At 56.5% G+C, this 26598-nt stretch carries 20 protein-coding genes and 5 pseudogenes; 12 read left to right on the forward strand and 13 right to left on the reverse strand.

Annotation, left to right across the window (positions count from 1 at the left end; translation table 11 throughout):
* Positions 1-149: 149 nt before the first annotated feature.
* Together QE432_RS25285 and QE432_RS25290 are read right to left on the reverse strand one after the other, a co-directional pair.
* Entirely contained in the window at positions 150-1190 is a 1041-nt protein-coding gene (locus QE432_RS25285) for an MsnO8 family LLM class oxidoreductase (RefSeq protein WP_060642949.1), read from the reverse strand.
* A 4-nt stretch (positions 1191-1194) separates the two neighbouring features.
* A complete protein-coding gene (locus QE432_RS25290) occupies positions 1195-2172 on the reverse strand; it encodes an LLM class flavin-dependent oxidoreductase (RefSeq protein WP_162696615.1) in 978 nt (325 codons plus the stop codon).
* 390 nt (positions 2173-2562) lie between these two features.
* Here QE432_RS25290 and QE432_RS25295 point away from each other — a divergent pair, with 390 nt between their 5' ends.
* Together QE432_RS25295 and fdhD are read left to right on the forward strand one after the other, a co-directional pair.
* Entirely contained in the window at positions 2563-3144 is a 582-nt protein-coding gene (locus QE432_RS25295; protein ID WP_162692097.1) for a response regulator transcription factor, read from the forward strand.
* 26 nt (positions 3145-3170) lie between these two features.
* Positions 3171-3956 (forward strand): formate dehydrogenase accessory sulfurtransferase FdhD, encoded by a 786-nt coding sequence (gene fdhD, locus QE432_RS25300; RefSeq protein WP_111790823.1) that lies wholly within the window; start codon positions 3171-3173, stop codon positions 3954-3956.
* Between the two features lie 45 nt (positions 3957-4001).
* On the opposite strand, the pseudogene QE432_RS25305 reads toward fdhD, so the two are convergent.
* The 4 genes and pseudogenes from QE432_RS25305 to QE432_RS25320 form a co-directional block, all read right to left on the reverse strand.
* A pseudogene (locus QE432_RS25305) lies at positions 4002-4630 on the reverse strand (response regulator transcription factor).
* Between the two features lie 53 nt (positions 4631-4683).
* The gene (locus tag QE432_RS25310) at positions 4684-6975 is read right to left on the reverse strand and encodes an FdhF/YdeP family oxidoreductase (RefSeq protein WP_112292369.1); all 2292 of its coding nucleotides are present in this window, start codon (positions 6973-6975) and stop codon (positions 4684-4686) included.
* 124 nt (positions 6976-7099) lie between these two features.
* Complete coding sequence (locus QE432_RS25315) at positions 7100-10213, reverse strand: efflux RND transporter permease subunit (RefSeq protein ID WP_060642944.1); 3114 nt, start codon at positions 10211-10213, stop codon at positions 7100-7102.
* A 3-nt stretch (positions 10214-10216) separates the two neighbouring features.
* Complete coding sequence (locus QE432_RS25320) at positions 10217-11404, reverse strand: efflux RND transporter periplasmic adaptor subunit (protein WP_245482009.1); 1188 nt, start codon at positions 11402-11404, stop codon at positions 10217-10219.
* A gap of 301 nt (positions 11405-11705) precedes the next feature.
* Here QE432_RS25320 and QE432_RS25325 point away from each other — a divergent pair, with 301 nt between their 5' ends.
* The 4 genes and pseudogenes from QE432_RS25325 to QE432_RS26720 all read left to right on the forward strand — a co-directional run.
* Positions 11706-12176 (forward strand): DUF992 domain-containing protein, encoded by a 471-nt coding sequence (locus QE432_RS25325; protein WP_060642942.1) that lies wholly within the window; start codon positions 11706-11708, stop codon positions 12174-12176.
* 105 nt (positions 12177-12281) lie between these two features.
* On the forward strand, positions 12282-12737 hold the full coding sequence (locus QE432_RS25330) for a hypothetical protein (RefSeq protein ID WP_060642941.1): 456 nt from the start codon (positions 12282-12284) through the stop codon (positions 12735-12737).
* Positions 12738-12990: 253 nt separating this feature from the next.
* Positions 12991-13705, forward strand: a pseudogene (locus tag QE432_RS25335) (IS5 family transposase).
* Positions 13693-13899 (forward strand): annotated as a pseudogene (locus QE432_RS26720) (IS110 family transposase); the annotation flags it as partial. The pseudogenes QE432_RS25335 and QE432_RS26720, both read left to right, overlap by 13 nt.
* Positions 13900-14136: 237 nt before the next feature.
* Here the strand turns inward: QE432_RS26720 and QE432_RS25345 are convergent.
* Positions 14137-14394, reverse strand: a pseudogene (locus QE432_RS25345) (transposase); the annotation flags it as partial.
* A 275-nt stretch (positions 14395-14669) separates the two neighbouring features.
* On the opposite strand from QE432_RS25345, the gene QE432_RS25350 reads away from it, so the two are divergent.
* From QE432_RS25350 to QE432_RS25375, 6 genes and pseudogenes are all read left to right on the forward strand, one after another.
* Positions 14670-15026 carry a hypothetical protein gene (locus QE432_RS25350; RefSeq protein ID WP_060642940.1) on the forward strand — a complete coding sequence of 119 codons (357 nt, stop codon included), beginning with the start codon at positions 14670-14672 and terminating at the stop codon, positions 15024-15026.
* A 149-nt stretch (positions 15027-15175) separates the two neighbouring features.
* Positions 15176-15652: a DUF992 domain-containing protein gene (locus QE432_RS25355; protein WP_112292368.1), complete on the forward strand. Its 477-nt coding sequence runs from the start codon at positions 15176-15178 to the stop codon at positions 15650-15652.
* Between the two features lie 247 nt (positions 15653-15899).
* Positions 15900-16601 (forward strand): DUF1003 domain-containing protein, encoded by a 702-nt coding sequence (locus QE432_RS25360; protein WP_060642938.1) that lies wholly within the window; start codon positions 15900-15902, stop codon positions 16599-16601.
* Positions 16602-16694: 93 nt separating this feature from the next.
* Positions 16695-17264, forward strand: coding sequence for an HdeD family acid-resistance protein (locus QE432_RS25365; RefSeq protein ID WP_082546263.1), 570 nt, complete (start codon positions 16695-16697; stop codon positions 17262-17264).
* Positions 17265-17508: 244 nt separating this feature from the next.
* Positions 17509-17781, forward strand: a pseudogene (locus QE432_RS25370) (alpha/beta fold hydrolase); the annotation flags it as partial.
* A gap of 234 nt (positions 17782-18015) precedes the next feature.
* The gene (locus QE432_RS25375; RefSeq protein WP_060642936.1) at positions 18016-18285 is read left to right on the forward strand and encodes a hypothetical protein; all 270 of its coding nucleotides are present in this window, start codon (positions 18016-18018) and stop codon (positions 18283-18285) included.
* Between the two features lie 733 nt (positions 18286-19018).
* On the opposite strand, the gene QE432_RS25380 is transcribed toward QE432_RS25375, so the two are convergent.
* The 6 genes from QE432_RS25380 to QE432_RS25405 all read right to left on the reverse strand — a co-directional run bounded on the left by QE432_RS25380 (position 19019) and on the right by QE432_RS25405 (position 25353).
* On the reverse strand, positions 19019-19255 hold the full coding sequence (locus QE432_RS25380) for a hypothetical protein (protein ID WP_111799849.1): 237 nt from the start codon (positions 19253-19255) through the stop codon (positions 19019-19021).
* Between the two features lie 311 nt (positions 19256-19566).
* Positions 19567-21168, reverse strand: a complete 1602-nt coding sequence (locus tag QE432_RS25385) for an MFS transporter (protein WP_112292366.1) — start codon at positions 21166-21168, stop codon at positions 19567-19569.
* Complete coding sequence (locus QE432_RS25390) at positions 21165-22277, reverse strand: HlyD family secretion protein (protein WP_112292365.1); 1113 nt, start codon at positions 22275-22277, stop codon at positions 21165-21167. Before QE432_RS25390 ends, QE432_RS25385 begins: the two co-directional genes overlap by 4 nt.
* A 114-nt stretch (positions 22278-22391) precedes the next feature.
* Positions 22392-22766 carry a helix-turn-helix domain-containing protein gene (locus QE432_RS25395; RefSeq protein ID WP_113049312.1) on the reverse strand — a complete coding sequence of 125 codons (375 nt, stop codon included), beginning with the start codon at positions 22764-22766 and terminating at the stop codon, positions 22392-22394.
* Positions 22767-22993: 227 nt separating this feature from the next.
* On the reverse strand, positions 22994-23953 hold the full coding sequence (locus QE432_RS25400) for a helix-turn-helix domain-containing protein (protein ID WP_245482010.1): 960 nt from the start codon (positions 23951-23953) through the stop codon (positions 22994-22996).
* Between the two features lie 152 nt (positions 23954-24105).
* Positions 24106-25353 (reverse strand): sensor histidine kinase, encoded by a 1248-nt coding sequence (locus tag QE432_RS25405; RefSeq protein ID WP_112191868.1) that lies wholly within the window; start codon positions 25351-25353, stop codon positions 24106-24108.
* Positions 25354-26598: the final 1245 nt, after the last annotated feature.

Genomic DNA, 26598 nt, shown 5'->3' on the forward strand with positions numbered 1-26598 from the left:
ATGCGACCAGGACGCGGTGCGCCAAATTCGCGTACGGCTTGGCGTATAGCACTATCCCGCTCAACACCACCGTCAAAAAGAAAAGCACCTGACCTGGCCATTTCGAAGCATGAGCGCGGTGCTTTTGGTTTGGTACCTTTCGGCTATTCCTATGAAAGGCGCTCGGCAAGTGCTGCCAAGGTGAATTCACGGTTTGGCGCCCGGTCTTTCGGCTGTGAGGAATAGGCTGCCGCGACCGGATTGATCATGATCTCCGAGCAGCCAAGATCGGCCGCAAGATTGGCTACAGCCTTTGCGGCGTGATCCGGCGACCCAATGATCCAGGAGCTGCGGAACATTTTAACGAGCCTCTCGTGATGAGCTGGAAATTCGTCGCCATCGGCTTCTTCGACAAGCATCTGCGATTTCACCGGTTCACCAGAGCGGAAAGAGGACATGAAGAAGAGTTGAGGCCTGGCAAGCCGCTCGGCCTCCAGATCAGTTTCCCCAATCACCACAATCGCGGACACCAACACGCGCGGCTCAGCAAGGTAGGCGCTCGGCCTGAACTTTTCCCGATACAGCGCGATTGCCTCCTTCGCGCCTTCGGCGCGAATGTGGTAGCCGAACGCATAGGGAAGGCCGAGTTCGGCTGCTAGCTGGGCGGAATACCAGGAGGTCCCGAGGATCCAGGGGGCTGGTGCGCCGGTCGCGTTTGGCACTGCCTGGAAAGTGAATTCTCGACCGTCCTGCGCAACCGTCAAACCTTCGGGCCGGTTCAGAGCAAGTAAATTGGTGAGATCGCTGATCATGGCTTCGTCTGATTTCGTTTCCGTGTCGCCGCGTAACAGGGAACTGGTTGCCCAATCTGCACCGGTCGATCGGCCGATGCCGAGGTCGACGCGGCCCGGATAGCAGGCCTCCACAATGCCCATCTGTTCGGCGACCAAAAGCGGCGGGTAGTGTGCCAGTAGAACGCAGCCGCCGATCCGGATACGCTTGGTGTGGGCGCCAATGACGGGTGCGAGCGAGGCAGTGTGACTGGCCGCGACCGCCGCGACATTGTGATGCTCGGCAAGCCAATAGCGATTGTAGCCAAGGACCTCGCCATGCTTTGCGAGCTCGATCATAGAATTGAAGCAGTCCGTTGCCGATTGGTTCGAGCGGATCGGGCCGATGTCCAGGACGGAAAGGGTTAGTTTTTGGCTCATACCGTCAACTCACGATCCGGTTGGCAACCTGGTGGAAAGCACGGATCTTGTCCTCGATGTCGAAACACATCGTCGTCAACATGACCTCATCCGCATCGTAAGCTGCCGCCCTTTCGCCGATTTCCTTGACCGCATCATCGACCAGCCCGATGACCTCGCGGTTGGCGATCTGCTTGAGATAGGCCTTCTGGCTTTGCGAAAATTCTACCTGATCCATTGTCTCGGGCGAGGGGACCGACTTCGGATAGTTACCGCTGTCGCGCATCAGACGGAAGTAGTCCGAGGCTTTCTTCAACTGCTCGAGCTTTTCGGTGGTGTCAGCGGCGATGAAGTTGAGGGCGATCAGAACACGCGGTTCCGGGAATTCGAGCGACGGCTTGAAGCTGCGGCGATACTGGTCAACAGCCTCCCGCGTCGCCGTTGGGTTGATGAAGAGCGCGACTGCCAAACCCATGCCCTTCTCCGACGCCATACGGCCGCTGTCGGGATGCGAGCCCGCAGAGAGAAGCCAAAGCGGCGGAGCGCCACTGACCTTCGGCATTGCAGTCGAGCGTTGATGTTCATCATGGAAGAACCGCTCCAGCTGGCCAACTTGCTGGCTGAACTCGATCCCCTCGGGCGGATTGAGGAGGGCGGTCGTATAGGGATCGCCACCGCTTGCGCGACCGATCCCGCAATCGACACGACCTGGAAACAGCGCTTCGAGAACCCTGAAATTTTCGGCGACCTTGTAGGCTGAATGATTAGGCAACATCACGCCGCCGGAACCGAGCCGGATGCGGTCCGTCTTCGAACCGATCGCCGCCAAGAGGACTTCCGGTGATGATCCTTGCAGGATGCTCATATTGTGATGCTCGGATAGCCAAAGCCGCTCGTAACCGAGGTAATCCGCTTCACGCGCGAGCCAGACTGTGTTTTGGATTGCATCCGATGGGGACCCGTTTTCCGACAAGGTCGATTGTTCAAGGATAGAGACTTTCACTGCGGCTCCTTTTGTGAACGTGACGATCCTCTCCATGCCGGCGGCATGCTCGCCGGTAGTTTTTCGAAGAGATTGAGATCGCCGACGTCATTGTTCTCAAGCTGAAGAGATCTGGATGCCGTCAACAGCGGCACAACTCCGAGAACGCTAGACCAAGCTGCAGGGAGCTGTAACTATACATGAGTGTAGGAGCGGATCGAGTTTCGGAAACCGCGCGGGAACACCTGAATTACAAGGCAAATCTGTCGTTCTGCCACCGTCATTAGAGCCTGCGAAATCTTGGTCATTCCATCTGATCCGCCAACACGTATGGTGCGACCTAACCCAACGTATAGTTTAGATATCTCGGCGTTCTCCGTAACCTTCGATCATAATCGGAGATTGACCCGCATGGCAGAAGAACTTTTCGGCAAGGTATTGATCGGGGCCTGCGAGCGTCTGACGGTTCTTATCGTCGACCCTGCCCAGGCACCGGAATCCGACATGGTCCAGAAGGCGGTCCATGGTGGTTTTCAGGTTCTCATCGCAAGGAATATCGAGGGTGCTATTGCCCACATCCTCTCCTCGAGGATATCGTTCTGCGTGACTGAACTGGTGTTCGACGATGGTGAAGCACATGACGTGTTACAAATGCTTGCGGCCCATCATCCCGATTGCAGAACGATCGTCCACAGCGCGTATTGCAGTGTGCCGACAGCTGTTGCCATGACACGAGCCGGAGCGGCAGATGTTCTGCCGAAGCCCATGTCAGTCGAATTTGTTCTGGCAATTCTGCTGGAGAAAGATTTGAGATGCTCGACCCGGATCGAATGCCTCCAAGGCCCGAATGCAGTGCGTGACGAGCACATACGACAGGTGTTGATTTCATGTGGAGCCAATGTTTCGCGAACTGCCCGCCGACTGTCGATGCACCGACGCACCCTCCAGAGAATGCTCGCAAAGTCTGATACTTTGAAGGTGCTAGTTCGATGACGTTTCTGAGGCCGACCCTGCAATCGATGCTGACACGCTCGATCCGGGATAAATGGACAGAAAGAAACAGCGTTCTCTGTGTGCCCGAGGAAGTCCCGATCGCGATATCCTATGGTGGCTCATCGCACGCCGTGTTGATGGCTACACCGGACGACCTTGTGGATTTCGCTATCGGCTTCAGCCTGACGGAAGGTGTTATCGAGAATATTTCCCAAATCCGCTCTGTCGATATTGTCGAAGGAGACCTGGGCATCGATCTGCAGATCTCGCTGGTGGATGACGTCAACGAAATGTTGCGAGCACGCAAACGCAACATGGCTGGGCCTGTCGGTTGCGGACTGTGCGGGATCGAGTCGATCGATCAGGCGATGAGGACGTTGCCGGACCTTTCATCCATCCGGTTCCAGATCTGCCATGAAGCGGTCGTTGCCGCGACTGCCAAGCTGTACGGCGCTCAAAAACTTCACAGGGAAACCAGAGCCGTACACGCGGCGGGTTTGTACCTTCCGGAGATAGGTTTGGTCGCGGCGCGCGAGGATGTGGGTCGGCACAACGCGTTGGACAAGCTCTGCGGACATGCGATCCGTTCAGCCGTGGATCGCCACCGGGGAGCGGTCGTCGTAACGAGCAGGATTTCGGTGGAGATGGTCCAAAAAACCGTGATGCTCGGCTGTCCTGTACTGATCGCAGTCTCGTCACCCACTGCCCTTGCCATTCGCACCGCCGAGGCCGCCGGTGTAACGCTCATCGCCCTCGCCCGAGGAGAGGACTTCGAGATATTCACCTGTCCGAGCCGCGTGGTGCCTCATTGACGGTAACGTTTTAGCGTTGCTGGATACAGGCGCAACAAGGCTAGATCACGGCTGCTTTCCGTAGCCGAGCGCCTCACCGATCCTCACCAGGTCCGCAAATGATCGCACGTCCATCTTGCGCATCACGTTGCCGCGATGGAGCTTGACGGTGACTTCCATGATCCCAAGTTCAAAGGCTATCTGCTTGTTCATGAGCCAGCGGACCACAAGCTGCATCACCTCCTGTTCGCGGGCAGTCAAGGTCTCTTAAAGCGCCGCCGCCGCCTCTAGGTCAGCGTCACCTCTGCGGATTTCGGCGTCGCGCTCAAGTGCTACGGAGACGGCATCCAGGAGAGCCTTTTCTCCAAAGGGCTTCGTCATGAAGTCGGATGCCCATGCCTTTATGGCCATCACGGTCATGGGGATGTGGCCATAGCCGGCATGAAGATGTTCGACATCTTGTTTCACTTGGCATTGAGATGTGCCTGCAATTCGAGCCCGTCGACATGCGGCAGTCGAATATCAAGCAGGATGCACCGCGCCCCGGATCTGGCGGCCGCGAGGAAGGATGCGGTATCCCCAAAGGCAAGGGCGTCCATCGATATCGACGTGAACAGATCAACAAGTGGTTCACGCATCGAACGATCGCCGTCGACGATGTAGACGACCGCATAGGAGGTTCGAGAGGCGATCATAATATCAGTATTTCCATTGCCTCCTCAAGCCATGTTAAGGTCGCTTCTCCTTCTTAGCCAGTCTGGGAGCGAAAGATCTTGACCGGAACGCCCTTGTAGGCTGGTGTTCCGGACTTGTGATCGTAATGGGTCAGGGCGACGACAGCGTTCATTTCCGGATAATAGCCGCCGACCGAACCTTGGGGAAGGTCATAGGCGACGGCAGTATATCCGCGAACCGACCTCTCCGGTCCTGTGGTAACCGCAACCACGTCGATCCGATCGCCGTCCTGCAGGCCGCGAGCCTTGAGGTCGGCAGCGCTAATGAAGATGACATCGCGCCGGCCAAAGACGCCTCGATATCGGTCGTCTAGTCCGTAGACAGTCGTATTGTACTGGTCGTGGCTACGCATCGTGGCCAGCACAAGCGTTTCGGGATCCTTCAGCCTCGGATCCTCGTCCAGACCGCAGGAAATCAGGAAATTCGCCTTTCCGGACGTAGTGCGCCATTCGCGATGTGAAGCAGGGATGTTAAGCCTGAAACCTCCACGTACACGCACGCGCCTGTTGAAATCCTTGAAGTCGGGGAAAACGATCTCGATCTTGTCACGGATCCGGTCGTAATTATCGATCATCCCCGCCCAGTCGATCCCGTATTTATCCCCGAGCGTTGCCTGGGCGATTCCAGCCAGAATAGCGGGTTCGGATTTGAGGAAAGGGCTTGGTGGATTGAGGAAACCGCGCGAGGCATGCACCATTGACATGGAATCTTCGACCGTCACGGATTGTGGTCCTGACGCCTGTGTATCGAGGTCGGTCCTGCCGAAACATGGCAAAACGATGCAGGTCTTTCCGGTCAAAAGATGCGACCGGTTCAGCTTCGTCGAAATGTGGACGGCAAGATCGAGCTTGCGCATACCGGGAAAGGTCACCGTCGGGTCCGACATGGCGACCGCGAGATTGCCCCCGAGGCAGATCAGCGCTTTAGAGCGGCCTTCTGCGATAGCTTCGATTGCCTCGACCGCATTGTGGCCCTTATCGCCCGTCGGCCGGAATCCGAAGGCACGTTCCATGCCGTCGAGAAGTGCTGCATTGGGAATTTCAGTAATCCCAACAGTCCGGTCGCCCTGGACGTTCGAGTGGCCGCGGACCGGACATATCCCGGCACCGTTGCGCCCAACATTACCACGCAGCAACAGGAGATTTGCGGCCTGCTGAACGTTATGCGTTCCGTTCGCATGCTGGGTGAGACCCATGCCATAGCAGAGGATGACATTCTTGGCCTTAAGATAGACGTCTACCGCGCTTTCAATTGAAGCACGCGAGAGGCCGGAATAATACAGGATCTGGTCCCAGCTGGTCTCTTCGACGTCACGGCGCAACTCGTCGATGCCAAGGGTGTGTTCCGCTATGAAGGCGCGGTCGAGGACACCTGGTCCGCCCTTTGCGAGATCAGCGGCGTCCCGTTCGAAGATAAGTTTCATCATGCCCTTGAGTGCCGCGAGATCGCCGCCGGTGCGAACCTGATGATAGGCGGATGCGATCTCTGTCGAGGAGAAGGTCGCCATCTCGATCGGATCCTGGGGGGCCGCGAATTTCTCGAGCGCCCGCTCTTTGAACGGATTGAAGACGACAATCGGCGTGCCTCGACGCGACGCTTCATGCAGAGTCGTCATCATGCGCGGATGGTTGGTGCCCGGATTGTGCCCGAAGCTGAAGATCGCATCGCAGTGGTCGAAGTCTTCGAGCGTGACCGTTCCTTTGCCGACACCGATCGATTCCGGAAGTCCGACACTGGTCGCCTCGTGGCACATGTTCGAACAGTCCGGGAAATTGTTGGTGCCGAAGGCACGCACGAAGGCTTGATAGACGAAAGCGGCTTCGTTCGAGGCGCGGCCCGATGTGTAGAATTCGGCCTGATGCGGGCTTTCGAGGGTGTTCAACTCCTTGCCGATAAGGCGAAAGGCTTCGTCCCATTCGATTGGCTGATAGCGGTCGATCTTTGCATCGTAGATCATCGGGTGCGTCAGCCGCCCCTGGTTTTCCAGCTCGTGGTCGGTCCATTTCCAAAGCTCGGCAACCGTATGGTCGGCGAAGAAATCGGGGCTGACGCGCTTGGCAGTCGATTCCCAGGTGATCGCCTTTGCACCGTTTTCGCAAAACTCGAACGACGAGGTATGTTTCGGGTCGGGCCAGGCGCAGCCGGGACAGTCGAAACCTTCAGGCTGGTTCGCTTTCAGCAATGTTGCCGTGCCTTGTGCAACCACCTGCTGCCTGGCGAGCGTCTCGGCAACAGCTTTCAGAGCTCCCCAGCCGCCTGCCGGTTCATTATATGCCTTAATGCCGTCTGGGCGCTTTTTCGTCATCGGGGGTCTCCACAGTTGATCGTTGGCAAGCCTAGCAGCTCAAGGGGACGTCCGAAGCTATACAGAAGCATAGGTGCTATAGACGCGCACCACAGATTGCCGTTCGTTCAAAGAGAATGCCGCATCATTGCTGTTCGCGTGGCTTGGGCTGCTGAGATAAGGGACTTTTTTGTCCAAACAGATGGCTAAGCCGCTCGAGATAGAGATAGACAACCGGTGTTGTATAGAGCGTCATGAACTGACTGATGATCAGGCCCCCGACAATCGTGTAGCCGAGTGGCTGGCGCAACTCTGATCCGGTACCATGTCCCAACATCAGCGGGACGCCCGCGAGCAATGCCGCAAAGGTCGTCATCAATATCGGGCGAAAGCGCTGAAGACAGGAATGGCGGATCGCCTCTTGTGGTGTCAATCCCAAGTCCCGCTGAGCTTCGAGCGCGAAGTCGACGATCAAGATGCCGTTCTTTTTCACTATACCAATCAGAAGGATCACCCCGATCAATGCGATAATTGTGAAGTCGAAGCCAAAGCCCCACAACATCGCAAGTGCCCCAAGCCCGGCCGAGGGAAGCGTTGAGAGGATTGTTACCGGATGGACGTAACTTTCATAAAGCACCCCCAGAATGAGGTAGATGACACAAAGCGCGGCAAGCACCAGAAGCGGTTCGCTTGCCAATGACGACTGGAAGGCCTGCGCATTACCCTGAAAGGTGCCTGTCAATGATGCTGGCGTGCCAATCTGGTTCTGCGCGGTGCCGATGGCACTAACGGCCTGGCTGAGCGCCACGCCTTTCGCAAGATTGAATGACAGCGTCACGGACGGGAACTGGCTCTGATGTGTGACGGCAAGAACCGCAGTTGGTCCCGTCGACTGTTTCACCAGAAGGCTAAGCGGAACCTGCTCGCCAGTCAGCGGCGATTTGATGTAAAGACCATCGATGGCCGCCGGACTGTCCTTGAAGCCGGGACTGACCTCCAGGACGACGTGGTAGCTGTTGACGTCAGTGAAAAACTGGGCGACTTGGCGCTGACCAAAGGCATCGTAAAGCGTGTTGTCTATCGTCTGTGCTTCGATGCCGAAACGCGCAGCCTGATCGCGGTCGATCGCAAGCGTGATCGTCGCGCCGCCATTCTGCTGGTCAGAGGCGACATCTGCCAATTCCGGAACTGTCTTGAATTTGGCAAGCAGTTTACCTGCCCATTCATCGAGCTCTGATCCGCTGGCGTCCTGCAGAGTGTATTGATACTGGGTTGCCGATGCGCGACCACCAACATTGATGTCTTGGGCCGGCTGCAGGAAAATTTGGGCGCCGTTCATCTGCTCCAGCTTCGGATTGAGCCGGCGAATGATGTCGCTGGCTGATGCCGTGCGCTGGTCGTGGGGTTTTAGCGTGATGAACATCCGGCCGATATTGACCGTTGTCCCGGCGCCACCACCGACCGCCATCCCGATCGTCGCGACATCCGGATCGCTTTGTATGATGGCGCCCGCCTGCTTTTGCAGTCGAACCATCTGGGCGAATGATATGTCTTGAGACGCCTCTAGCTGACCGATCAGCAATCCCGTGTCCTGGGTCGGGAAAAATCCCTTCGGGATCTCGATGAAGAGAATAGCAGTTGCGACCATCGAGGCGAGGAATACCGAGAAGGTAAGGGCATGAAATCTCAACGCCAGATCCAGCGTTCGGCGATAGCCGGCAAGCAGTGCGTCAAAGCCCTTCTCGAAGGCCATGAATATCGGGCCACGCTTAGCCTGCACTTCGGGTTCCAGAAAACGAGCAGCGAGAGTTGGAGTGACTGTCAGTGACACGATTGCTGACACAACGATCGTCATCGTTACCGTGAGTGCGAATTCCTGAAAGAGTCGGCCGACCAGACCGCCCATCAGGAGAAGCGGTATGAACACTGCAACCAGAGATGCGCTGATCGAGACAATCGTAAAGCCTATTTCGGCTGCCCCATCGAATGCCGCCACGCGCGGCGATTTGCCCATTTCGATATGGCGCTGGATGTTCTCGACCATGACGATCGCATCGTCGACGACGAAGCCGATCGCAATACTCAATGCCATGAGTGAAAGGTTATCCAGGCTGAAGCCGGCGACATACATCAGCGCCAAAGTCGTCATCAGCGCCAAAGGCACGGTCACACTAGGGATAGCAGTCGCCCAGAAGCTTCTCAAGAAGACGAAGATGACCATAACGACGAGGCCAATAGTGATCGCAAGCGTCGTCTCGACATCCAGAACCGATGCCTGGATGGTTTCGGTACGGTCGCTGAGGATCGAGATGTCGACCGCACCGGGCGAAATCGCCTTCAACTGCGGCATGGCGGCCTTTATAGCCGCCACCGTGTCAATCACGTTCGCGCCTGGCAGTTTGAAGATCGGCAGCAGGATCGCCGGCTTGCCATTCGCCCATGCTGCAAGCTGCATATTCTCAGGCGCGCTGACGGCCTGACCTATGTCCTTGACTCGAACGGGAGCGCCACCCTTGTAGGCAACGATCGCTTCGTTCCAACCTTCTGCGTCGAGCAACTGGTCATTGTCGTAGATCGTATAGGTACGCGAGGCCCCCTGAATGGTGCCTTTCGGCGCATCGGTTGAAAGTGTTGAGATTGCACTTCGGACGTCTTCCAAACCGAGGTTTCGACCTGCAATCTCTGACGGGTTGACCTGCACCCGTATCGCCGGTTTCTGCTGACCAAAAACGACCACCTGCGAGACTCCGCTAAGCTGGCTGATATGCTGGGCGAGCACATTTTCTGCATAGTCGTCGACGGCCGTCAGGGGGATCTCGGCGGAAGTCAGGGCAAGGATCATGATCGGCGGGTCGGCCGGATTTACCTTCCTGTAGGTGGGGGGAGAGGGCAGACCTGTCGGCAGTTGGCCGCCCGCAGCGTTGATCGCGGTCTGCACGTCCTGTGCTGCGCCGTCGATGTCGCGCGAGAGATCGAATTGCAGGATGATAGAACTGCTTCCCAACGTACTAGTGGAAGTCATCTGCGACACGCCGGGGATCTGTGCGAACTGCCTTTCAAGCGGCTGCGTGACAGACGTGGCCATCGTGCGCGGGTCCGCACCAGGTAATTGCGCCGAGACTTGGATCGTCGGAAAATCAATCTGTGGCAATGCCGCAACCGGCAGGAAGGGATAGGCAGCGACCCCGACCGCAAAGAGAGCGACCATGAACAGCGAGGTGGCGATGGGCCGCTTGATGAACCAGGAGGATATCGACATCGGCTACTCCTTCGCTGCGGTTGGGGCTGCAACGGGCGTCGCGTCCACCGCGGTACCTGGGGAAAGCCGGTATTGTCCCGTCACAACGACATCGTCGGTTGCCGCCAAACCGCTTGCGATCATGGCAAAATGTTCCTCGATCGGCCCGACTGTTACATTCTTCACCTGCGCCCTCCCATCGGAATCTACGACGTAGAGGAAGTAGCCATCCGGTCCGCGTTGCAGCGCAGCGGACGGCACCGTGAGGGCGTCAGGAAGGAGTTTTTGAAGGATACGTAGAGAGATGGACTGGCCCGGCCAGAGTTTTGCCTGCGGGTTGGCGAACGTAGATTTGATCTTTATCGTGCCGGTGTCCTGATTGATCTCATTGTCGATCAGAAGGACATCGCCGCTCCCGAGCTCCGTTGTCATGTCCATTGACAACGCCCTGACCTCGACCGGTCCGGCAGCCAAAGCGCTTTTAACCTTTTCAAGATCGCCCTCGCGCAATGTCGAGATCACAGAAATCGGATCCATTTGGGTAATAGTAACGATCGGGGTCGCACCACTTGGGGAAACCTGATTGCCGGGGTCGATTTGCCGAATGCCAGTGCGACCATCAATGGGTGATCGTATCTGAGTGTAGCTCAGCGATATGTCGGCGTTTTCCTTGGCGCTCTGGTCCTGCTGTAGCTGAGCGCTGAGCGCGTTTACTTGAGCCCGCTGCTGTTCCAGTTCCTCCTGGGTGACGATTTGTTGACCTGCGAGTCTCGTGTCTTTCTCCAGCAGATATTGAGCATTGGCAAGATTGGCTTGATCCTGCGCAGTCTTGGCCGCGGCTTCATCGACTGCCGCCTGGAACGGACGAGGGTCGATGACGGCCAGCAGATCACCCTTGTGAACCTGCTGGCCCTCGACAAAGCTGACGCTCTCCAACTGTCCGCTGATCTGTGGCGTGATGTTGACAGTGTTTTCTGACTGAACGAAGCCAAGGCTATTGAGATAAACTGGCACGTTTTCCCGCTTTGGGTTTGCAACCTCTACCGGCACACCTACCGGTGGCCTGTCTAAGGCAAAAGCCGGTAAGGGCAGAAATTCCAGAGCAATCGCCGAGATCGCGACTACCCCGACCGAGGCGCCCAAGATTCCGAGCAATGCCATCGTGTGATGCATTTTGACACTGTACCGACTGTCGCCATGTGAGGACTTCATATTGCGCTCCGATTTCCAGGGACGAGGGCGCGACCGGCAAGCAGTCTTCGTGCCCGATGCCGTCAATGTGCGCGTTCTATAAAAAGATACCGGAAGCGTGATGGAGCGTAATCTATGCGCTGGTCTAGCTACCCCTGCACATAGGTAAGGGGTGGACGTCCGCGCCAGCCCTATCTGCCTCCGAGGCGGATGATCAATACCCATGTAGGGGGCGAGTAAATGTAGGGATGATGTTTGCGCTGGCGCCCCGGGGCTAGTTTTTTGGATGCGCGCATTCCAACCCCAAAAAACGGAGAGCTCGATGAGCCGTATGTCCTTGAGAATTGCAGTCGTCCTGATATCCACGGCATCGTTTGCCCAGATGAGTCACGCACAGACAGTTGACGACCAGCCTGCCGGAACGATGAGATGTGAAGTCACCTCGAATGGGGACACGCCGGTCGCCGCGAAGGAAAATGTCGTCTGCGACTTTTTCTCTGCCACCGATGGTGTGGCGACCCGTTACGATGGTCGCATAACCGATGTCGCTATTGATGCCGCGGAGGTCGACGACGGTCATATGACCTGGCTCGTACTCGGCGCAGCCCCGAACGCCGATTTTGCCGGGTCATACAGCGCCTCCCCGGCCGGCCCCGAACTCAACATGCCAGGCCATGCCATCGTGTTGAAGAAAAGCGACGGCAGCGGTGTTGTGCTCCGACCCTACCTACTTCAGGGACATGGCCTCAACTTTGCCGTTGGGGTGACGGGTCTGTCGCTCGCCAGCCGCTGAGCGGGCGGCCATACGAAGGGATGGGCTGGTTGACCACAGGTATGATTTCCTGCGCGGCAAGAAAGTTCGAATTTCTCCCTGTTCAATTCAAACCGGAGAGTAACTATGCCCCTTACGAAATTTGCCGCGAGCAACTGCAGGACTGGCTTCGCCATTATTGCGACAACCACGTTGTCTCTGGCGCTCGCGGCATGCCAGACGTCCGCCGAAAGCGTTCAACACAAGGAAAATGACCTTGCAGCCGCAGGCTTCGTTGCGCGGCCGGCAAACACGTCGGCGCGTGTCGCGATGCTCAAGCGGCTGCCGCCGAACAAATTCCTGATGCGTAGCAAGGGGAATACCGTCAGCTACGTCTATGCCGATCCGGTCAATTGCAATTGCCTCTATGTCGGAACCCAGAAAGCCTACGGTTCCTACCAGGCAACCAAGAAGCAGGAGCGGATTGCCGATCGGCAGCTTCTGGCCGCGCAGACCTATCGAGACGCAAACTGGGATTGGTCCGGTTGGGGGCCTGATTTCCCAGAATTTGACGGTCCATTCGGACCCGGCTACGGCTGGTAAGCGAGCGCAATACTGCGCTGGCTCAATCCACGTTCTGCTTGTCGTCGCCGACGTGAGGGCATCATGCCAGCTACCCCCACAAAAGGGTTCATGTTCGAAGGCGTGGTTAGGAATGCGCGATCCACCGCGGGGTCGCGCATTTTCTTATGAGGGAAGCAAACTTCCGCCTACGGTGGAGGACTAAATCACATACCCATAAAATCCGTTTTTTTAAGCAATTGTGATTCATTGGCCTCATGATTTGGAGGCATTGATGGCACTCGTTGATTTGACGGATTTCGAATGGACGTTGATTGAACCGCTTCTTCCGAGTGAGGTACATGGCAAGGCCCGGGTTTATGACTGGGTGGTACGGAATGGTATCTTCTGTAGTCTAGGAACCGGAGCGCCTTAAGCGAATATTCCAGCCCGATACGGACCCCATAGTACCTGCGTAAACCGCTTCAATTGATGGCGCCATGTGGGTCATTGGTCGCTTATTTTCAACGCAATAACGGAAGCTTACGATGGCGAATCCAGATGACCGACAGTTCGTCGATCCGCGTGCATCAACACGCCGCTAACGGTCAAAAAAAGACGAGCGATCCAATCGAATGGGTCGCTCGCGTGGCGGGCTGAAAACCAAAATCCATGCTTTGGTTGATGAATACGGCCGTCCAACCCGGCTTAAACTAACAGCAGGCCAGGTTCATGACTGACGCTCGCAAGCAGATATGTTTGAGATTGTTCAGGCTAGAAACACCCTTCTGGCCGATCGTGCTTATGACAGTGGCCGGTTGCTGCGGGAACTCAAGGTCGTTGGAGCATGGGCTTGCATCCGCCTCATGCCGAGCAGGGTGCATATCCCCTTCTTCAACCAGTGACTCTACAAGAAGTGCAATGAAGTCGAGAGGTTTTGCAACAAAATCAAACACTTCTGTGCAGTAGCAACCCGATACGATAAGCGCGGTGATAACTTCGTCGCCTGATCATTCATGGAGCACGGTCATGCATGCTGCATCTCGATCGGAGAAAGGATCGTCTTGGCGTCTGGATCGATACCTTGCGGCAGAGAATGCACGTTAACAAGGTGGCCGTAGCTTTGGCTGCCAAGCTGGCCCGTATCGTTTGGGTTGTTCTGACAAAGGCGGGGGCTACGCACCTGCGTCAGGTCACAGCTTGACCGGATCGCCTTTCTGGCCGTTGGGGCCGGACAGATTGCAGGGTTCGAGGGTGATGACGAGACAGTTGATCGACATTCTGTAAATCGTGCCCGAAGAAGCTATTTGGAAACAGAATGTGCGGATCTCATCAGGGCCTGGCTGCAACAGCAGTCCACTCGCGAGAGGCCGGATACATTAACGCAAACTGCTATCGCCAGAACTTGAAATCCTTGCAATGACAGGGCCGACCATACATTTCGCCGAATGACATCCTGCAACATCTCACGATCCAGCGTCAGGTCCGCGACGATCCTCTTCCACCGCGCATTCTCGTCCTAGAGCTGCTTCAGCTTCTCCATCCCCGGCGGCAGCATGCCCGCGTATTTTTTCTTCCAGTTGAAATAGGTCGCCTGGCTGATCCCTGCTTTCCGGCAGACCTCCGCCACCGACACTCCTTCATCACCCTGCTTCAAAATGAACGCCTTCTGTGCGTCCGAAAACTGCGATGCTTTCATCGACTTCCGTTCCTTTCACAGCCAGAAAAATGCACCGGAAAACTCTAACCAAAAACGGTCCAGTTTGAAGGGTTCAGATCACTGTCAGTTTGCATCTTGCGACAAGGCATGCCGGTGTCTCGAAACACCAAACGTTGGTCTAGGTCGCAGAGACTTGTGTGTGATTTCGCCTTCCTGCTTAACCCCATAGTTTTCTCTCACCGCTTCAAACGCGGTCGAGATGCCGCCCGGCGATCCGTCAGCGGCATTCACCATCCACAGTGAAAGGAAAAGCTATGAATCGCGTCTCGAAACTTGCAGCCGCCGCAGCCCTCGCCACAATGTCGTTTGCCGGGGCCAGCTATTCTGCCGACAGTGCCAGCATGAATTGGGCTCCGGAATTGGAAAAGACCCTGACAACCTTCAACAAACCCTTCAACATTGAATACACCAATGACTACAGCGCCAGCGACAGTGACAGCAGAAACCCAAATGCTGTCCCTCTGCCGGCGTCGGAAGTTCAGAAGCTCCAGGCTGCGATCGAATCCAACAAGGCGCTTGCCCGTCGCCTCGTGCGCCGCGGCGCGATCCTCGATGACATCGTGAACGCTCAGCAGGCTGCTGACGGCAGCGTCACCTTCTGGCTGCGTTAATTGAGCCAGCCTGGTCCAATCTCTGGGCCAGGCGCCCCCCACTCTTGTCGACCGCGCCAAATGGCTGGCTCTTCTCCGCGGCGACCGCTGCGCGCTCCTTTCATAGGATCGCATACTCTCAACTGATCCTCATTTGGAAAGGACCCCCTATGCGTAAATCTCTGATCTCTTCTCTCGCCCTTGTCGCTGTGATCGGTTTTGGCGCGAGTTCCGCCACGGCAGCTGAACATGTCGAAGCCGGACGCCTCGATTGCGACGTTTCCGCCGGTCTCGGTGTTATCGTCGGATCGCAGCAGAAAATGAACTGCGTGTTCACGCCAAGCGACGGCACCGCCAAGGAGGCTTACTCCGGCACGATAACTGAATTCGGCCTGGATATCGGCGAAATCAACAAGGCGAAGCTCTCCTGGCTCGTCTTCGCGCCCGCATCCCGCGATGAGGCTGCCCTGTCTGGAACCTATACCGGTATCACGGCTGACGCCGCCATCGGTGTTGGCGTCGGCGCCAAGGTGCTCGGCGGTGGTCTGCACGGCACTATTGCGCTGCAGCCGATCGCATTGCAGGCCGAAGAAGGCGTCAATATCGCGGCAGGCATCACTGCGCTGACGCTGCATGCCGCCAACTAAGCAAGCCGGGGCGTGCGGAAACCTGCCACACGCCTGTTCTGCCTGTGGGGTCGGCGCCGCGCTTGCACCCGCAAACAAATTTGGGGGACCCAGTTTGAATGCCCTGTCCATAACCGAAAGAGACGAACCGAAACCACGGGGCCCGTCGACAGCAAAAAACACATATGCTGTCCGAGCGATCGATGCGGTAACCGGTGTGTTGATCGAGCCAGGTCAGGAATGCCGGATCGACGAGTTGAGGCCAGGCGTGGCCGATTACTTGCGCCGCCACCATCCCTCACTGAAACCGGACGACACGATCGACAGGCGTCGGATTGAAGATCTTCGCCGCCAATCGATACTGGATCTGCTTCGTGAGGATCGAGACGAATTGACGCCGATCGAAAACGAAGTGGCCGAAAGCATATGGTCGCGGGAGACGCTCGCTGAAAATACCGAAACCGAGTTCGATGACAGCGAAACGCTTGGAAGCCGCGTTGCAGACCTCGTCGCGGAGTTCGGTGGGAGCTGGACCTTCATCATCGGCTTTGGGAGCGTTCTTGCAGCCTGGATGGCCTACAATAGTTTTGTTTCGGCGCGTGATGCCTTCGACAACTATCCCTTCGTCTTGTTAAATCTCGTTCTCTCGACGATCGCAGCCTTTCAGGCACCCGTGATCATGATGAGCCAGAGGCGGCAGGAGGCGAAGGACCGGCTCCGGTCGACCAACGACTACAAGGTCAACCTCAAGGCCGAGCTTGAAATCCGCAGACTGCACGAAAAGCTAGACCATCTCATCACTCGGCAGCGACGGTCAGTGGATGATGCCGAGCAGCACGCGCTGGTTACCGGTGCTGGAAAGAAAGAACTTCTCCGGCGTTCCAAACAGCCACGCCCGAAGGGGGCGCGCCAGCGCGCCGCGATTGCGCGCAGATCATCTTCGTTTCCACCGGGCGTACCGGCGAGGTGAGAATACCTGCCGTCATCAATCGATTTTGCATCTACTGCGGTTTCCTACCCGGGACCGCCACGCTTTCCAACTCGTTCATGAAAGGAGCCCGCCATGACTATGATCACCGTAAACGCCAACCCAAGTATCGCTTTAAAAAAAGCCCGCGCCAACTGGGGCTGGTATGTGGCTCTTGGCCTCGCACTGATTGCCGCCGGCTTCGTCGCCAGCATCAACCTCTTCGCCACCACGCTCGCGTCGGTCATCTACATTGCAGCAATGATGCTCGTCGGCGCCGTCCTGCAGATAGCACATGCATTTTCCGCAAATGGCTGGCGCCGCCGCACTTTTGATCTGGTCAGCGGGCTGTTCTACGGTATCGCCAGTGCCTTTCTGATTTTTGATCCCATTCTCTCCGCAGTCGATATCTCGCTGGTGATCGGCGCACTCCTGATCGTCGCCGGTATCTTCAAGATCGCAACTGGACTGCGTGTGCGCGCAAACGAGGGTTGGGGATGGGTCTTTGCCAGCGGCATTGCGACCACCGTTATCGGTGTCATCATCCTCGCGACCTGGCCGACTGTCGGGCTCGGGCTTCTCGGCGCTATGCTTACCGTCGATCTCCTTTTCCAGGGCTGTGGCTTTCTCGCCTTCGGCCTCGCGCTGAGGCGGCGCCGGAGCTGATTAAACAAACCTTCATCCGGTGCTCTTCGAACAGGCCATGAAGGTTCGCTTCCGCGCAAGAGGAGGATCGCAGCATGTCATCACCCAACAGTGCGAAAGAAATGGAGCCCGTGGCTTTCGACGAGACCGCGCCTCTGCCGGGTCGTGGTTTTGTCCGGTTCTCGCAGTCAGTTCGCAATATCGCTCGAATGACGGTCTTCGCTCTGTGCTGTGGTGTGCTCTCAGGAATTGGGGGAATGTGTGCCAGGGCATGATGGGCGGAGCCAAGCCGACCTACGACGGTATCAAGGCATTTTCCGAAACGGATCAGACGGAAGACCTGAAGAAGGTGACGGTTCCGACGCTCGTTACCCAGGGCGACGACGACCAGATCGTGCCTTATACCGACGCGGCTGAACTGCAGATCAAAATGCTCAAGAATGGCACGCTGAAAATCTACAAGGGTTATCCACATGGCATGCTGACGACCCATGCGGACGTTGGCAATCCGGACATTCTGGCGTTTATCAAGGGTTGAACCGGATCGCCGTTATCCCCGATCTTGGTCGGGTAGCTGATGACACGTGGCAAGTGTTCGACCCGCCACGGTGGGTGCGAGATTGCCAATGCCGGAATCCTCGGGCAATCGATCCGTTAAAGCTGCGCCTGTCATGGCAGGGTTCCTACATCTTCGGATAGTAACCGGCAGTCGTTCGATCCGGTAGTGTTACTTGAAGATCTTTTCAAATCTATTTGCCGCAGGAGGCTAACAATGGAATGCGAACTGACCATGTCCGAACTCCTGACCGATCCGCTGATCCGCGTATTGCTCAAGGCTGATGGGATATCACTTAGTGATTTTTCAGATTTCATTCGCGACGCCGCCGCGCGCCTGAAACTGTCATCGCCTGCATCTGCGCTCAAAGAGCACCACGCGGGCCCGCGTGGATTGATCTGGCATGAGCAGTCAATGACTGGCCACGACACAACGATTGAGATTCACAAGCCGGCATTCTCATCCCTAGCGCCGACCTATGTCTGAACGTTTTTTGCGAGGATCTGACGTTCGCTGCGCGACACGCTTGTCGGCGGCCAACTATGCTTCGATCTCCTCTCGGGGGGATCCACGTTTACCTCGGCTTGGTTTTCATCCAGCACTATCAAATCTGCTGCGCGCGACAGGTATTGAACACTGGCCGAACCACGATCGAGGAGGGATACGCGATGTAGTTCCTCTCTGCTGGTCGGCGACCACTCAACGCGACAGGATTTACGTGCGACCGGGCGGCTTGGAAAGCGACGTAGCAAATCCAATGCACAAGCGGGGCCGTCTTCCGTCTGCCGCCCAGCGAGACGGCTGACGATTGCCCGACTGAGGACAGCGAATCGGGCGGCGGCGGCCAGCGAGCTGCCAGGAAGGATCAGGATCGGGCAATGCTCGACGTCGCCGAAACCAATGGACTTACCGGACCGCCTGTCGAGTTTCCATAACTCCAGGTGTCCACGTTGGGGTCCTGTGGCTGTCAGGTAGGTCTGTAAAAAAGTAGAGGCTTCCGCGGATGGGACGATAAGCTCATGGTCGACCGCTGTGGTGAAAAGCGTTGCATGCAGATGTCGACCGCCTCGAGCATGAGCCGGTTGCTATCGTAGATTAGGCCAGGACCAATTCCTGCGGGTAGATCGAATAATTCGTGTCCGGTCGATAGTAGAGCAACCTTTGGCCTCGGCTTGACAAGGATCGCATGCGCGGATGACCATATACGGTATGGCTCGCGTTAAACTGTGTCCAGCGTCCGGCTTGCGTGTACGATATCGTTACCGACGCCGCGCACTTGCGGCTTGTCGGAGTCAGCTTTGAACAGGCGCGCTAGTTCGCCGTCCACACTGGTATCTCCCTGCATTACAAGGCGATAGGCTCTCCTGGGGATGCAAGCAGCGTTGCTGGCACCGATCCTGAAGAATGTTGTCTGCCAAGTCGCGATGGTGGCATTGTTGTTGAGTTCAAAGCCCATGCTGTCACCAGACAGGTCGGCCAAGTTTGCCGCGATGATGTCCGTTGCTGCATTGTCTGTTCGGAAGAGGTGAGAGCGACGAGGTCACAAGGAATGATGAGACCGAGTGCGACAGGGATCTGCACCTCGGTTGACCTCTGAAATGGCTCAAAATATCCGAATGTGATGGACGGAACCTCCGAGGGCGTTTTTCGTACCGGGTGTGCATCCTTTATTTTAGAGCCTTGCTGAGGTTAGCGCTTTGCACGCTACGGAACGACGCCTGGATATGGCATTTGAAGGATGCAAGGGGTGCATTTATCCACCAGTCCTCAAGACTCCAGGTCGCCGGGCTCCGGATGTTTGAAGTCAGGGTGGAGCGGCCCATAGGGCATCGAGACCATAAAAGCTGCAACGAGCAAGCCGAGGACCGCCGCCCAGAATGACAGCATAAACAGGTCGCTGTAAGCAAGGACGGAGGCCTGATTTCTTATCCTGGATGCAACCAACGACAGGCTCTCAAGATGCGGTCTGTATCCAACACCGAAGACATGTTGCAGCTTTTGCAGGATGACATGAAGCTGTTGCGACGCTGCAGTAATCGGTGTGTTCAGTACGTCTGAATGATACTGCTCCCGATGCCGTTGCAGTGTTGCGAGGATGCTGATCGCTAACTCGACGCTTCCAAGTCGAACCACTTGGATGTAGGCCGAAACCGCAGTCGAGCGAGAAGGATCAGAATTGCCGATAAGGTAGACGATGGAGCCAAAAAACGCGAACGACTGGCCGGCCGTATGGAGGATCACCGTTGGAAAGAAATTCCATGGTGCCCAGTCGAGTGTAAGAAGTGAACCAAATTGCGAGCCTGTCGCCATTAGTCCAAGGCCAAGCACGATGCACAAGCGGGCATCGAACCGGTGTAACAGAACGGCGGCTATGGCAATGAATAGAAAAACTGGAATCACGGCCCCGGTCAGGTAAAGCGTGGAGATCGAAATCGGTCTCAATCCCACGACATTTTGCAGGAAGCCGGGTATGGCAATCGAAGCGCCAGCACTTGAAAGCGCGTAACAGATGATGATTGCGTAGCCGAGACCGATGTTGCGGCTCATGATAACGCTGAAATGAGCCCAAGGGTGCGCCACAAGCGTTTCGTTGATCAGAAACCCGATTGCAAGGATTGAACCGCCGGTCAGGAGCGCAATAATCGTGCCCGATTGGAACCAGTCTAGCCGATTTCCCTGGTCCAGACCGACATAGAGCATCGTCATGGAGCAGCCGAGTAGCATCATCCCACCCCAGTCGGCATGTTCAAGCAGACCAACGTTGATATCCTCTTTTGGGGCCGCGATTAACAGGAGAAGCGCGACAAGCGGCGCAAGGATGACGTCCTGCCAATACATCCACTGCCAGCCGAGATAATCGCCATAAAAACCGACAAGGACAAATCCGAGATTCTGCGACAGCGGCACGCGTAGGACGTAAATAGCGATTCCGATCAACCAGTATCTCTTGTCCAGATTGCGGAAGATGACCATTATCGTCGCTGGGATAAAGACGCCTAGCAAAAGCCCTCGAATAGCATGCAGTGTGAAAAGCAGCGGCCCATCGTTCACCAGTGGGATCTCGAGGGATACGATGGCATAGATAAGGGCCGTCGGTATCATTACACGTCGTACCCCGAAAACGGTCGCAAGCCACGCCACGCCAGAAGCGATAAGGATCTGTGGCGCGTTCGCGATCGTGCTCAGCCAAGATGCCTCATCGACACTAAGAGAGTAGGCTGCACGCAGGTCGGGCATTCCAACAACGAACACGCGCGTGTCGAACCCGACGACAAAAGAAGCGAGAAGCAACGCTGCGACGATCAGCAATGGACGGGTGGCGGTGGTGCCGCTCGTAACCGGCCCGAACGAGCGGACGGCGGTGCTCATGGCACTGCGTCACCCAGGGTGTCGACGGTGACCGTGGCCGACATTCCCGGTCGCAGCTGTTTCAGCAAGGCTTGGTCCGGATCGATGGCAATTTTTACGGGAATCCGTTGAACGACTTTCGTGTAGTTTCCGGTTGCGTTGTCGGGGGGAAGCAGAGCGAAAACGGAACCGCTTGCGGGAGAAAGATCAATCACTCTGCCACGCAACGCTTTCCCCGGAAACGTGTCGATTCTTATCTCGACCATGTCTCCCGCTGACATTCTCGAGAGCTGGGTTTCCTTGAAATTCGCCATCACATAGACGTTTGGCAAGGGGACTTCGGATATGATGCCTGTGCCGGCGCTGACGAAATCGCCTTCATGAACGAGCCGCCTGCCAAGCATGCCATCAAAGGGGGCGTAGATCCGTGTGTAACCCTGGTTGATCCTGGCGGTGTCGAGATTGCCCTGAGCTGCGTCGACTTGAGCTTTGAGTAGCGGCTCCTCGCCTTGCAAAACCTTCAATTGCGCGCGTTGCTGGGCAATTGTGGCGGTCGTCGAGCGCACGGATGCCGCAGCCTGCAATGCAGCGGTCTGAGCTTGCTGCAGCGCCTGTTGCGACGTGGCGCCACCAAGATCAGACTGGCGTCTGTACTCCTCATCCGCTTGCATGCTTTGCGCCAGTGCCGAGGTGTTCTGTGCTTCGGCGGCATCGATCGCAGCCTTCTGAAGCTCAATCTGATTAACTAGGTTAGCGAGGGTCGCGTGTGCCGAAGCAACGTTTGCCGAGGCAACGGTGACCGCCGCTTCGAACGTGCGAGGATCGATCTCAGCCAAGAGCTGACCCTTGGCAACTTTTTGGTAGTCGGCGACCGCCACGCTGCTGATCGTCCCGCTGATCTGAGCGCTCAGGGTCGAGATATCCGCGTTAACGGTTGCGTCATCGGTGGATTGATGCGCGGCGCCAGCAATCCAGCTATCCCAGTTGCCGATGACCGACGCAGTTGCGGATCCGACGACGACGACGGCTACGACCGGGATCGCCACGCGCCGGATCGTCGCCAAGACTGCGGAGGGAGGCTGCGTTGGCGCAGACGAAGCACTGCTCCCGGTGGAGGTCTGGTCGATCATCGTTGCTGGAATCCGTCGTAGTCGAAGCAAAAATCTATGCAAAGGATACCAATGTGCTTTGAAACCCGACACTATACGGAGGAATAGGTCGAACCACCTTGTGTATGGTGGTCTTCAGTCAATCTCGTCAGGATTATCCGCCGAGAGCGCGCCGCGCCGCCACACCGACGGCGGCACGCCTGTAGATTTGCGAAAGGCTTTCGCGAAATGCGCCTGATCGACAAACCCACATCTGGTCGCGACTTCGCTTAAGGGCATTGTCGCTTCGGCGAGTAGCTCCGTCGCTTTTTCGAGGCGCCGTTGTACCAACCAACGATATGGCGACAGGCCGGTCGAGGCTTTGAATGCTTGGGTGAAATAGCTTGAAGACAAGCCGCAATTGACCGCGATCTGCGTCACAGTAGAACGAGTAAGGAGGCTGTCTTCGAGGAGCGACAGAGCCTGGCTCAGCCGAAGAGGTGACAATCCACCCCGTTTGAATATCGACATGTGCCAGTTGCCGCTCTGTTTTAATGATTAAGCCAGTTTTGCGAATATCCAACTGAAGCGAATGGTGGTGTCGGGCAAGTCAGAAAATAATCGAAACGGCTTTGCTAAAAAGTCAAAGATGGGGATCAGACGAAAATCATCAGTCGAGCAAGGTCGTCTGCCGATGCTCAAAGCCGCAATTTCTCGTGCGCAAAACCATGCTCGGGGACGACGATTGACTATTGTGCTTACTTGGCGGAACGGAATTTTGTGGAGATCGGATAGAGACCGATTGTCGGCGCTGGGGGAGCGTTGCGCCTCCAAGCGGCTGGTGGCACACCTTTGGCCTCACCGAAAGCCCGCGTGAAATGGGCCTGATCGGAAAAGCCGCACGCAGAGGCAATTTCCTTTATAGACAGCTGGGAGTTCTTGAGCAAGTCAATCGCCTTTTCGATCCGTCGCTGAGCCAGCCACCTGTGCGGCGTTCCACCGGTCGACATCTTGAATGCTCTAGCGAAATAGGAGGAGGAGAGCCCGCATTCAGTCGCGATATCAGTCAGAGTCAGTTGGCCGTTCAGATTGGCATCAATCAACATTTTTGCCCGGTTGAGTTGCGTTGGCGTCAAGCCGCCACGACTTAATCGCGCGCGTTGTCGCGAGGTGCCGTAAGTCGAAGCAAGATGGATCAGCAAACCCGTGCCGATATAGTCGAGCAAAAGCTGATTGGCCTCGCAAAAGCCATCAAAGATCGGAACGAGCGCGCTGACAATGCTCTCAACAATAGGATCGCTGGTATCGGCACCCGGCGCGATGTCGAAACTATCCAACCGCGCTGAGCCGATCTCATCATCAAGTGAATTGAGCGCTCGCCTTGAGATATGGAAATTCACGCAGTCGAAAGGCGTTTGAAGGTCCGCTCGCCAGGATCTGGAATAGTCATAGAGGGTGAAATTGCCCTTTTTGCTTCCGGCAAAATCCAGTCGCTCTCCATCGAGCCAAAGTCCGCCTTGATAATCGCGGAGCTGCGAGGACAACATGAACGCATCCTCTTTCACATGATCGTCGGAGAGACCATGCCCAGCCATGTCGCACTTGAACCTCGACATCGCGAGGAGACCGCCAGTCAAGGTCGACATCGCAATATACGGCGCTTGGTCGGCTCTCAGGTACTCCATGTTACGATTGTCTATTGTTCTTGTACTGGGCAACGGCGTTTCTCCATTCACTCCTTGGGTCGAGACTTTATAGAGCTACCTAGCAGATAAAATTAAGCAGAGCTATGGATCGGGACGCGCTGGATAGGCGCGCAACATTGTGTTTTCGCTCTAGCCAGTTCCCTGCACGATCGGAAATTAGAACATCAGCCGGTTGTTGCCATTGGCAATCTCAAGAGCATCGTCGTGCCGTCTGTCTCCGAGCGTGCGACATCGAGGCTTCCGCCGTGCAGTTGCGCGATTGTGCGGGCGATTGCCAGTTTGACGCCCCGGTGTCCTTGCTTTGCTGTATAAGACAGATCAAAGATTGCGTCCCGAGCGCCGACAGGGATAGTTTCACCGGTGTCCGAAAATGCCAGAACGAAGAATTTGTCCTGCGTCGCATTCGAAATCGTTAGTTTTCGGGGGGTGTCCACTGCCTTCATCGCGTCAAAGGCAATGCTCACCACGTTGACGATCGCTTGTTGGATCTGTTTGGCATTGCCACGAACCAGCATCTCCCGAGGAATATCGCAATAGCTTTGAACGGAAGCATCTTGAAGATCTGGCGCAATCGCTTCCAGCGCCTCAATCACGATCGCCTGCAAGTCTACCGGTTTGCTGTCGGGACCGCCGGCGGGTGATGTCTTGCGATAGGCTGCAACCACACTACCGATCGCAAACGTCGATGAGGCAATCTTCCTGAGGGACTGCCGTGCTTTTTCAACTTTCGGAGCTTCTTGGTTGAGCCATTGGAGACCCGCGCTGGCATGGGCTACAACCGCCGAAAGTGCGTCATTTATCTCTATCGCGATTGACTCGGCGACGCCGGCAATAATGGCGCGATCGACTCCGTCAATTTCGGTTCGCCTGTCAGATGGAGTTCGATCCATGAGGTGGCTTGTGTCGCCGTACTGTTTGCTTTCCCTGCAACGCGGTTTAAGAACCCGTCCCAATGCCAAAACGTAGAGTTCGATCGCGCTGACAATATGTCCCGGAAAGCCAGCACCCCGCGGGTCCGATTCCATGTAAACTACCCAGCTGGCGCCGTCCTCCCCGCCAACCTGCAAGCATAATGCGGGTTCCGCGTTATCGGCGGGGCGAGGTGCCCGCAGTGGATCCCCGACCGTTAACGTTGTGTACCGTTCAGATATCGAGTTCGAAGCGATCAGCTCGAGAAGTGCTGCTTCGCCCGGGGCAAGACTAGCCGACTGTGGATGAGTAGCAACTGCCTTGTCGCCTTCTATGACAATCTTCGTGTCGACGACCAAATTCTCGCCCTTTTGAACAAGGAGATATGCCTTGCATGCGCCCGAGAATTGAACTGCGGCAGTGAGGAGGTCTTCAACATGTGCATGCTGCACGCGAGCGTCTTGTGTGAACGCCCCTTTCAACTCCCCGCCCGCGTCGGTCATCGTCACCACCCTGTTTCACCAATTGCACTCGGTGGGGATAGAAAGACCGCGCCGGATGCGATCGTCAACGCATGATAGCTTCGAACCGACACTTTGGGGCGTGTCCATTCAATCCAGGGGGCATTTGGCGCAGTATCTTTCAAAAAACATCAACGTGCCGAGACTGGCATGCTACAAAGGTTGTGCTGACACCTGCGGATTCGAAGTTCGGAAGGTTCAACGACGAGATCACAGAACAGCTCAAAATTTGCCTTGGAGACTGGTATGAACATGCTGGTTCCTCCAGTTTACCCGCATCGTCACCGCCAGATCCACAATCGCCAGCAGTCCCGTCGATCGCGGAACGTCTCGGTGGTAACCATCCATAGTTCGCGGGTCGGCGGATCCTCACCCAGGTCAATACACACAAGATTTGCCCGTTGGTCGCCGGCAGATCGCGTTAGCGCGGCAATCCCTAAACCCTAGCAACTCATCTGGGCCTGAACGTTTCCGTTCTTCGACTTCAATGTGACCTCGGTACCGGCAAGCTTCCGCTTGAACTAGTCTATAGCTGGAAATGCGTCGAGCGATGTATTGCGACCAGCGTAAAGCCATCGTCCATTCGGTTCGGGAGTTCATTCCCTTGGCGAGATAGAGGCTGCAACGCATGTCAATCAGTCGCCGTTGGACGATATCGTCCTCGGCGACGGATGGATCCGGAAGGAAACGTCCGCCTCGCGTTGAGCGAGGCCGAGGACGTAAGCTCCCGTCAAAAGTTCAATTTCGACCTCGGGATTGAGCGTCGAAAACGTCTCAATCACCGCAGGTGAAACCCAAGCGCAAACAAGTCGGGCGACGATATACGCAAGCTACCTTCCAGTTTTTGCTCGTCGCCTGCCAGACGCCGTTCCACGGCCAGGGCGGCCTCCAGGGCTTGCAGCCTGCGACTGACAGTCCGATCGCCGATCTTCGGAGGACGGTCGACCGCGCGAGGTGTACCGCTTCTCGCCGCGGTGAGGAAAATTCGAACGTCACCCTATTTCTCATCGGCGCCGCCATCTCTGCCATCGGGACCGAAGCCCAGAACCACTGCGGTTGGGCGACTGCAACGCTGATGGCCTGTGCAGCAAGCGCCGTCGCCGTCAGTCTTCAGTTGAGCAGGCGGGTTTCTAAATGACCAGCGAAATGGGGCGGGCATGATGCTCGCCGCATCGTACACCAATTCCCCTGAGCGCCGGTGTCAGTAGAGGACCTTGCTGCTAAGGA

Source organism: Agrobacterium sp. SORGH_AS_0745 (genome assembly GCF_030818995.1).
GTDB lineage: Bacteria > Pseudomonadota > Alphaproteobacteria > Rhizobiales > Rhizobiaceae > Agrobacterium > Agrobacterium tumefaciens.

Excerpts from the sequence above, each read along its gene's own strand:
- QE432_RS25310 (WP_112292369.1), bottom strand. The coding sequence starts at position 6,975 with ATGACGAAAAAGCGCCCAGACGGCATTAAGGCATATAATGAACCGGCA.
- QE432_RS25285 (WP_060642949.1), bottom strand. The coding sequence starts at position 1,190 with ATGAGCCAAAAACTAACCCTTTCCGTCCTGGACATCGGCCCGATCCGC.
- QE432_RS25375 (WP_060642936.1), top strand. The coding sequence starts at position 18,016 with ATGGAATGCGAACTGACCATGTCCGAACTCCTGACCGATCCGCTGATC.
- QE432_RS25365 (WP_082546263.1), top strand. The coding sequence starts at position 16,695 with ATGACTATGATCACCGTAAACGCCAACCCAAGTATCGCTTTAAAAAAA.
- QE432_RS25320 (WP_245482009.1), bottom strand. The coding sequence starts at position 11,404 with ATGAAGTCCTCACATGGCGACAGTCGGTACAGTGTCAAAATGCATCAC.
- QE432_RS25350 (WP_060642940.1), top strand. The coding sequence starts at position 14,670 with ATGAATCGCGTCTCGAAACTTGCAGCCGCCGCAGCCCTCGCCACAATG.
- QE432_RS25295 (WP_162692097.1), top strand. The coding sequence starts at position 2,563 with ATGGCAGAAGAACTTTTCGGCAAGGTATTGATCGGGGCCTGCGAGCGT.
- QE432_RS25405 (WP_112191868.1), bottom strand. The coding sequence starts at position 25,353 with ATGACCGACGCGGGCGGGGAGTTGAAAGGGGCGTTCACACAAGACGCT.
- QE432_RS25380 (WP_111799849.1), bottom strand. The coding sequence starts at position 19,255 with ATGGGCTTTGAACTCAACAACAATGCCACCATCGCGACTTGGCAGACA.
- QE432_RS25390 (WP_112292365.1), bottom strand. The coding sequence starts at position 22,277 with ATGATCGACCAGACCTCCACCGGGAGCAGTGCTTCGTCTGCGCCAACG.
- QE432_RS25395 (WP_113049312.1), bottom strand. The coding sequence starts at position 22,766 with ATGTCGATATTCAAACGGGGTGGATTGTCACCTCTTCGGCTGAGCCAG.
- QE432_RS25330 (WP_060642941.1), top strand. The coding sequence starts at position 12,282 with ATGCCCCTTACGAAATTTGCCGCGAGCAACTGCAGGACTGGCTTCGCC.
- QE432_RS25355 (WP_112292368.1), top strand. The coding sequence starts at position 15,176 with ATGCGTAAATCTCTGATCTCTTCTCTCGCCCTTGTCGCTGTGATCGGT.
- QE432_RS25325 (WP_060642942.1), top strand. The coding sequence starts at position 11,706 with ATGAGCCGTATGTCCTTGAGAATTGCAGTCGTCCTGATATCCACGGCA.
- QE432_RS25385 (WP_112292366.1), bottom strand. The coding sequence starts at position 21,168 with ATGAGCACCGCCGTCCGCTCGTTCGGGCCGGTTACGAGCGGCACCACC.
- fdhD (WP_111790823.1), top strand. The coding sequence starts at position 3,171 with ATGCTGACACGCTCGATCCGGGATAAATGGACAGAAAGAAACAGCGTT.
- QE432_RS25315 (WP_060642944.1), bottom strand. The coding sequence starts at position 10,213 with ATGTCGATATCCTCCTGGTTCATCAAGCGGCCCATCGCCACCTCGCTG.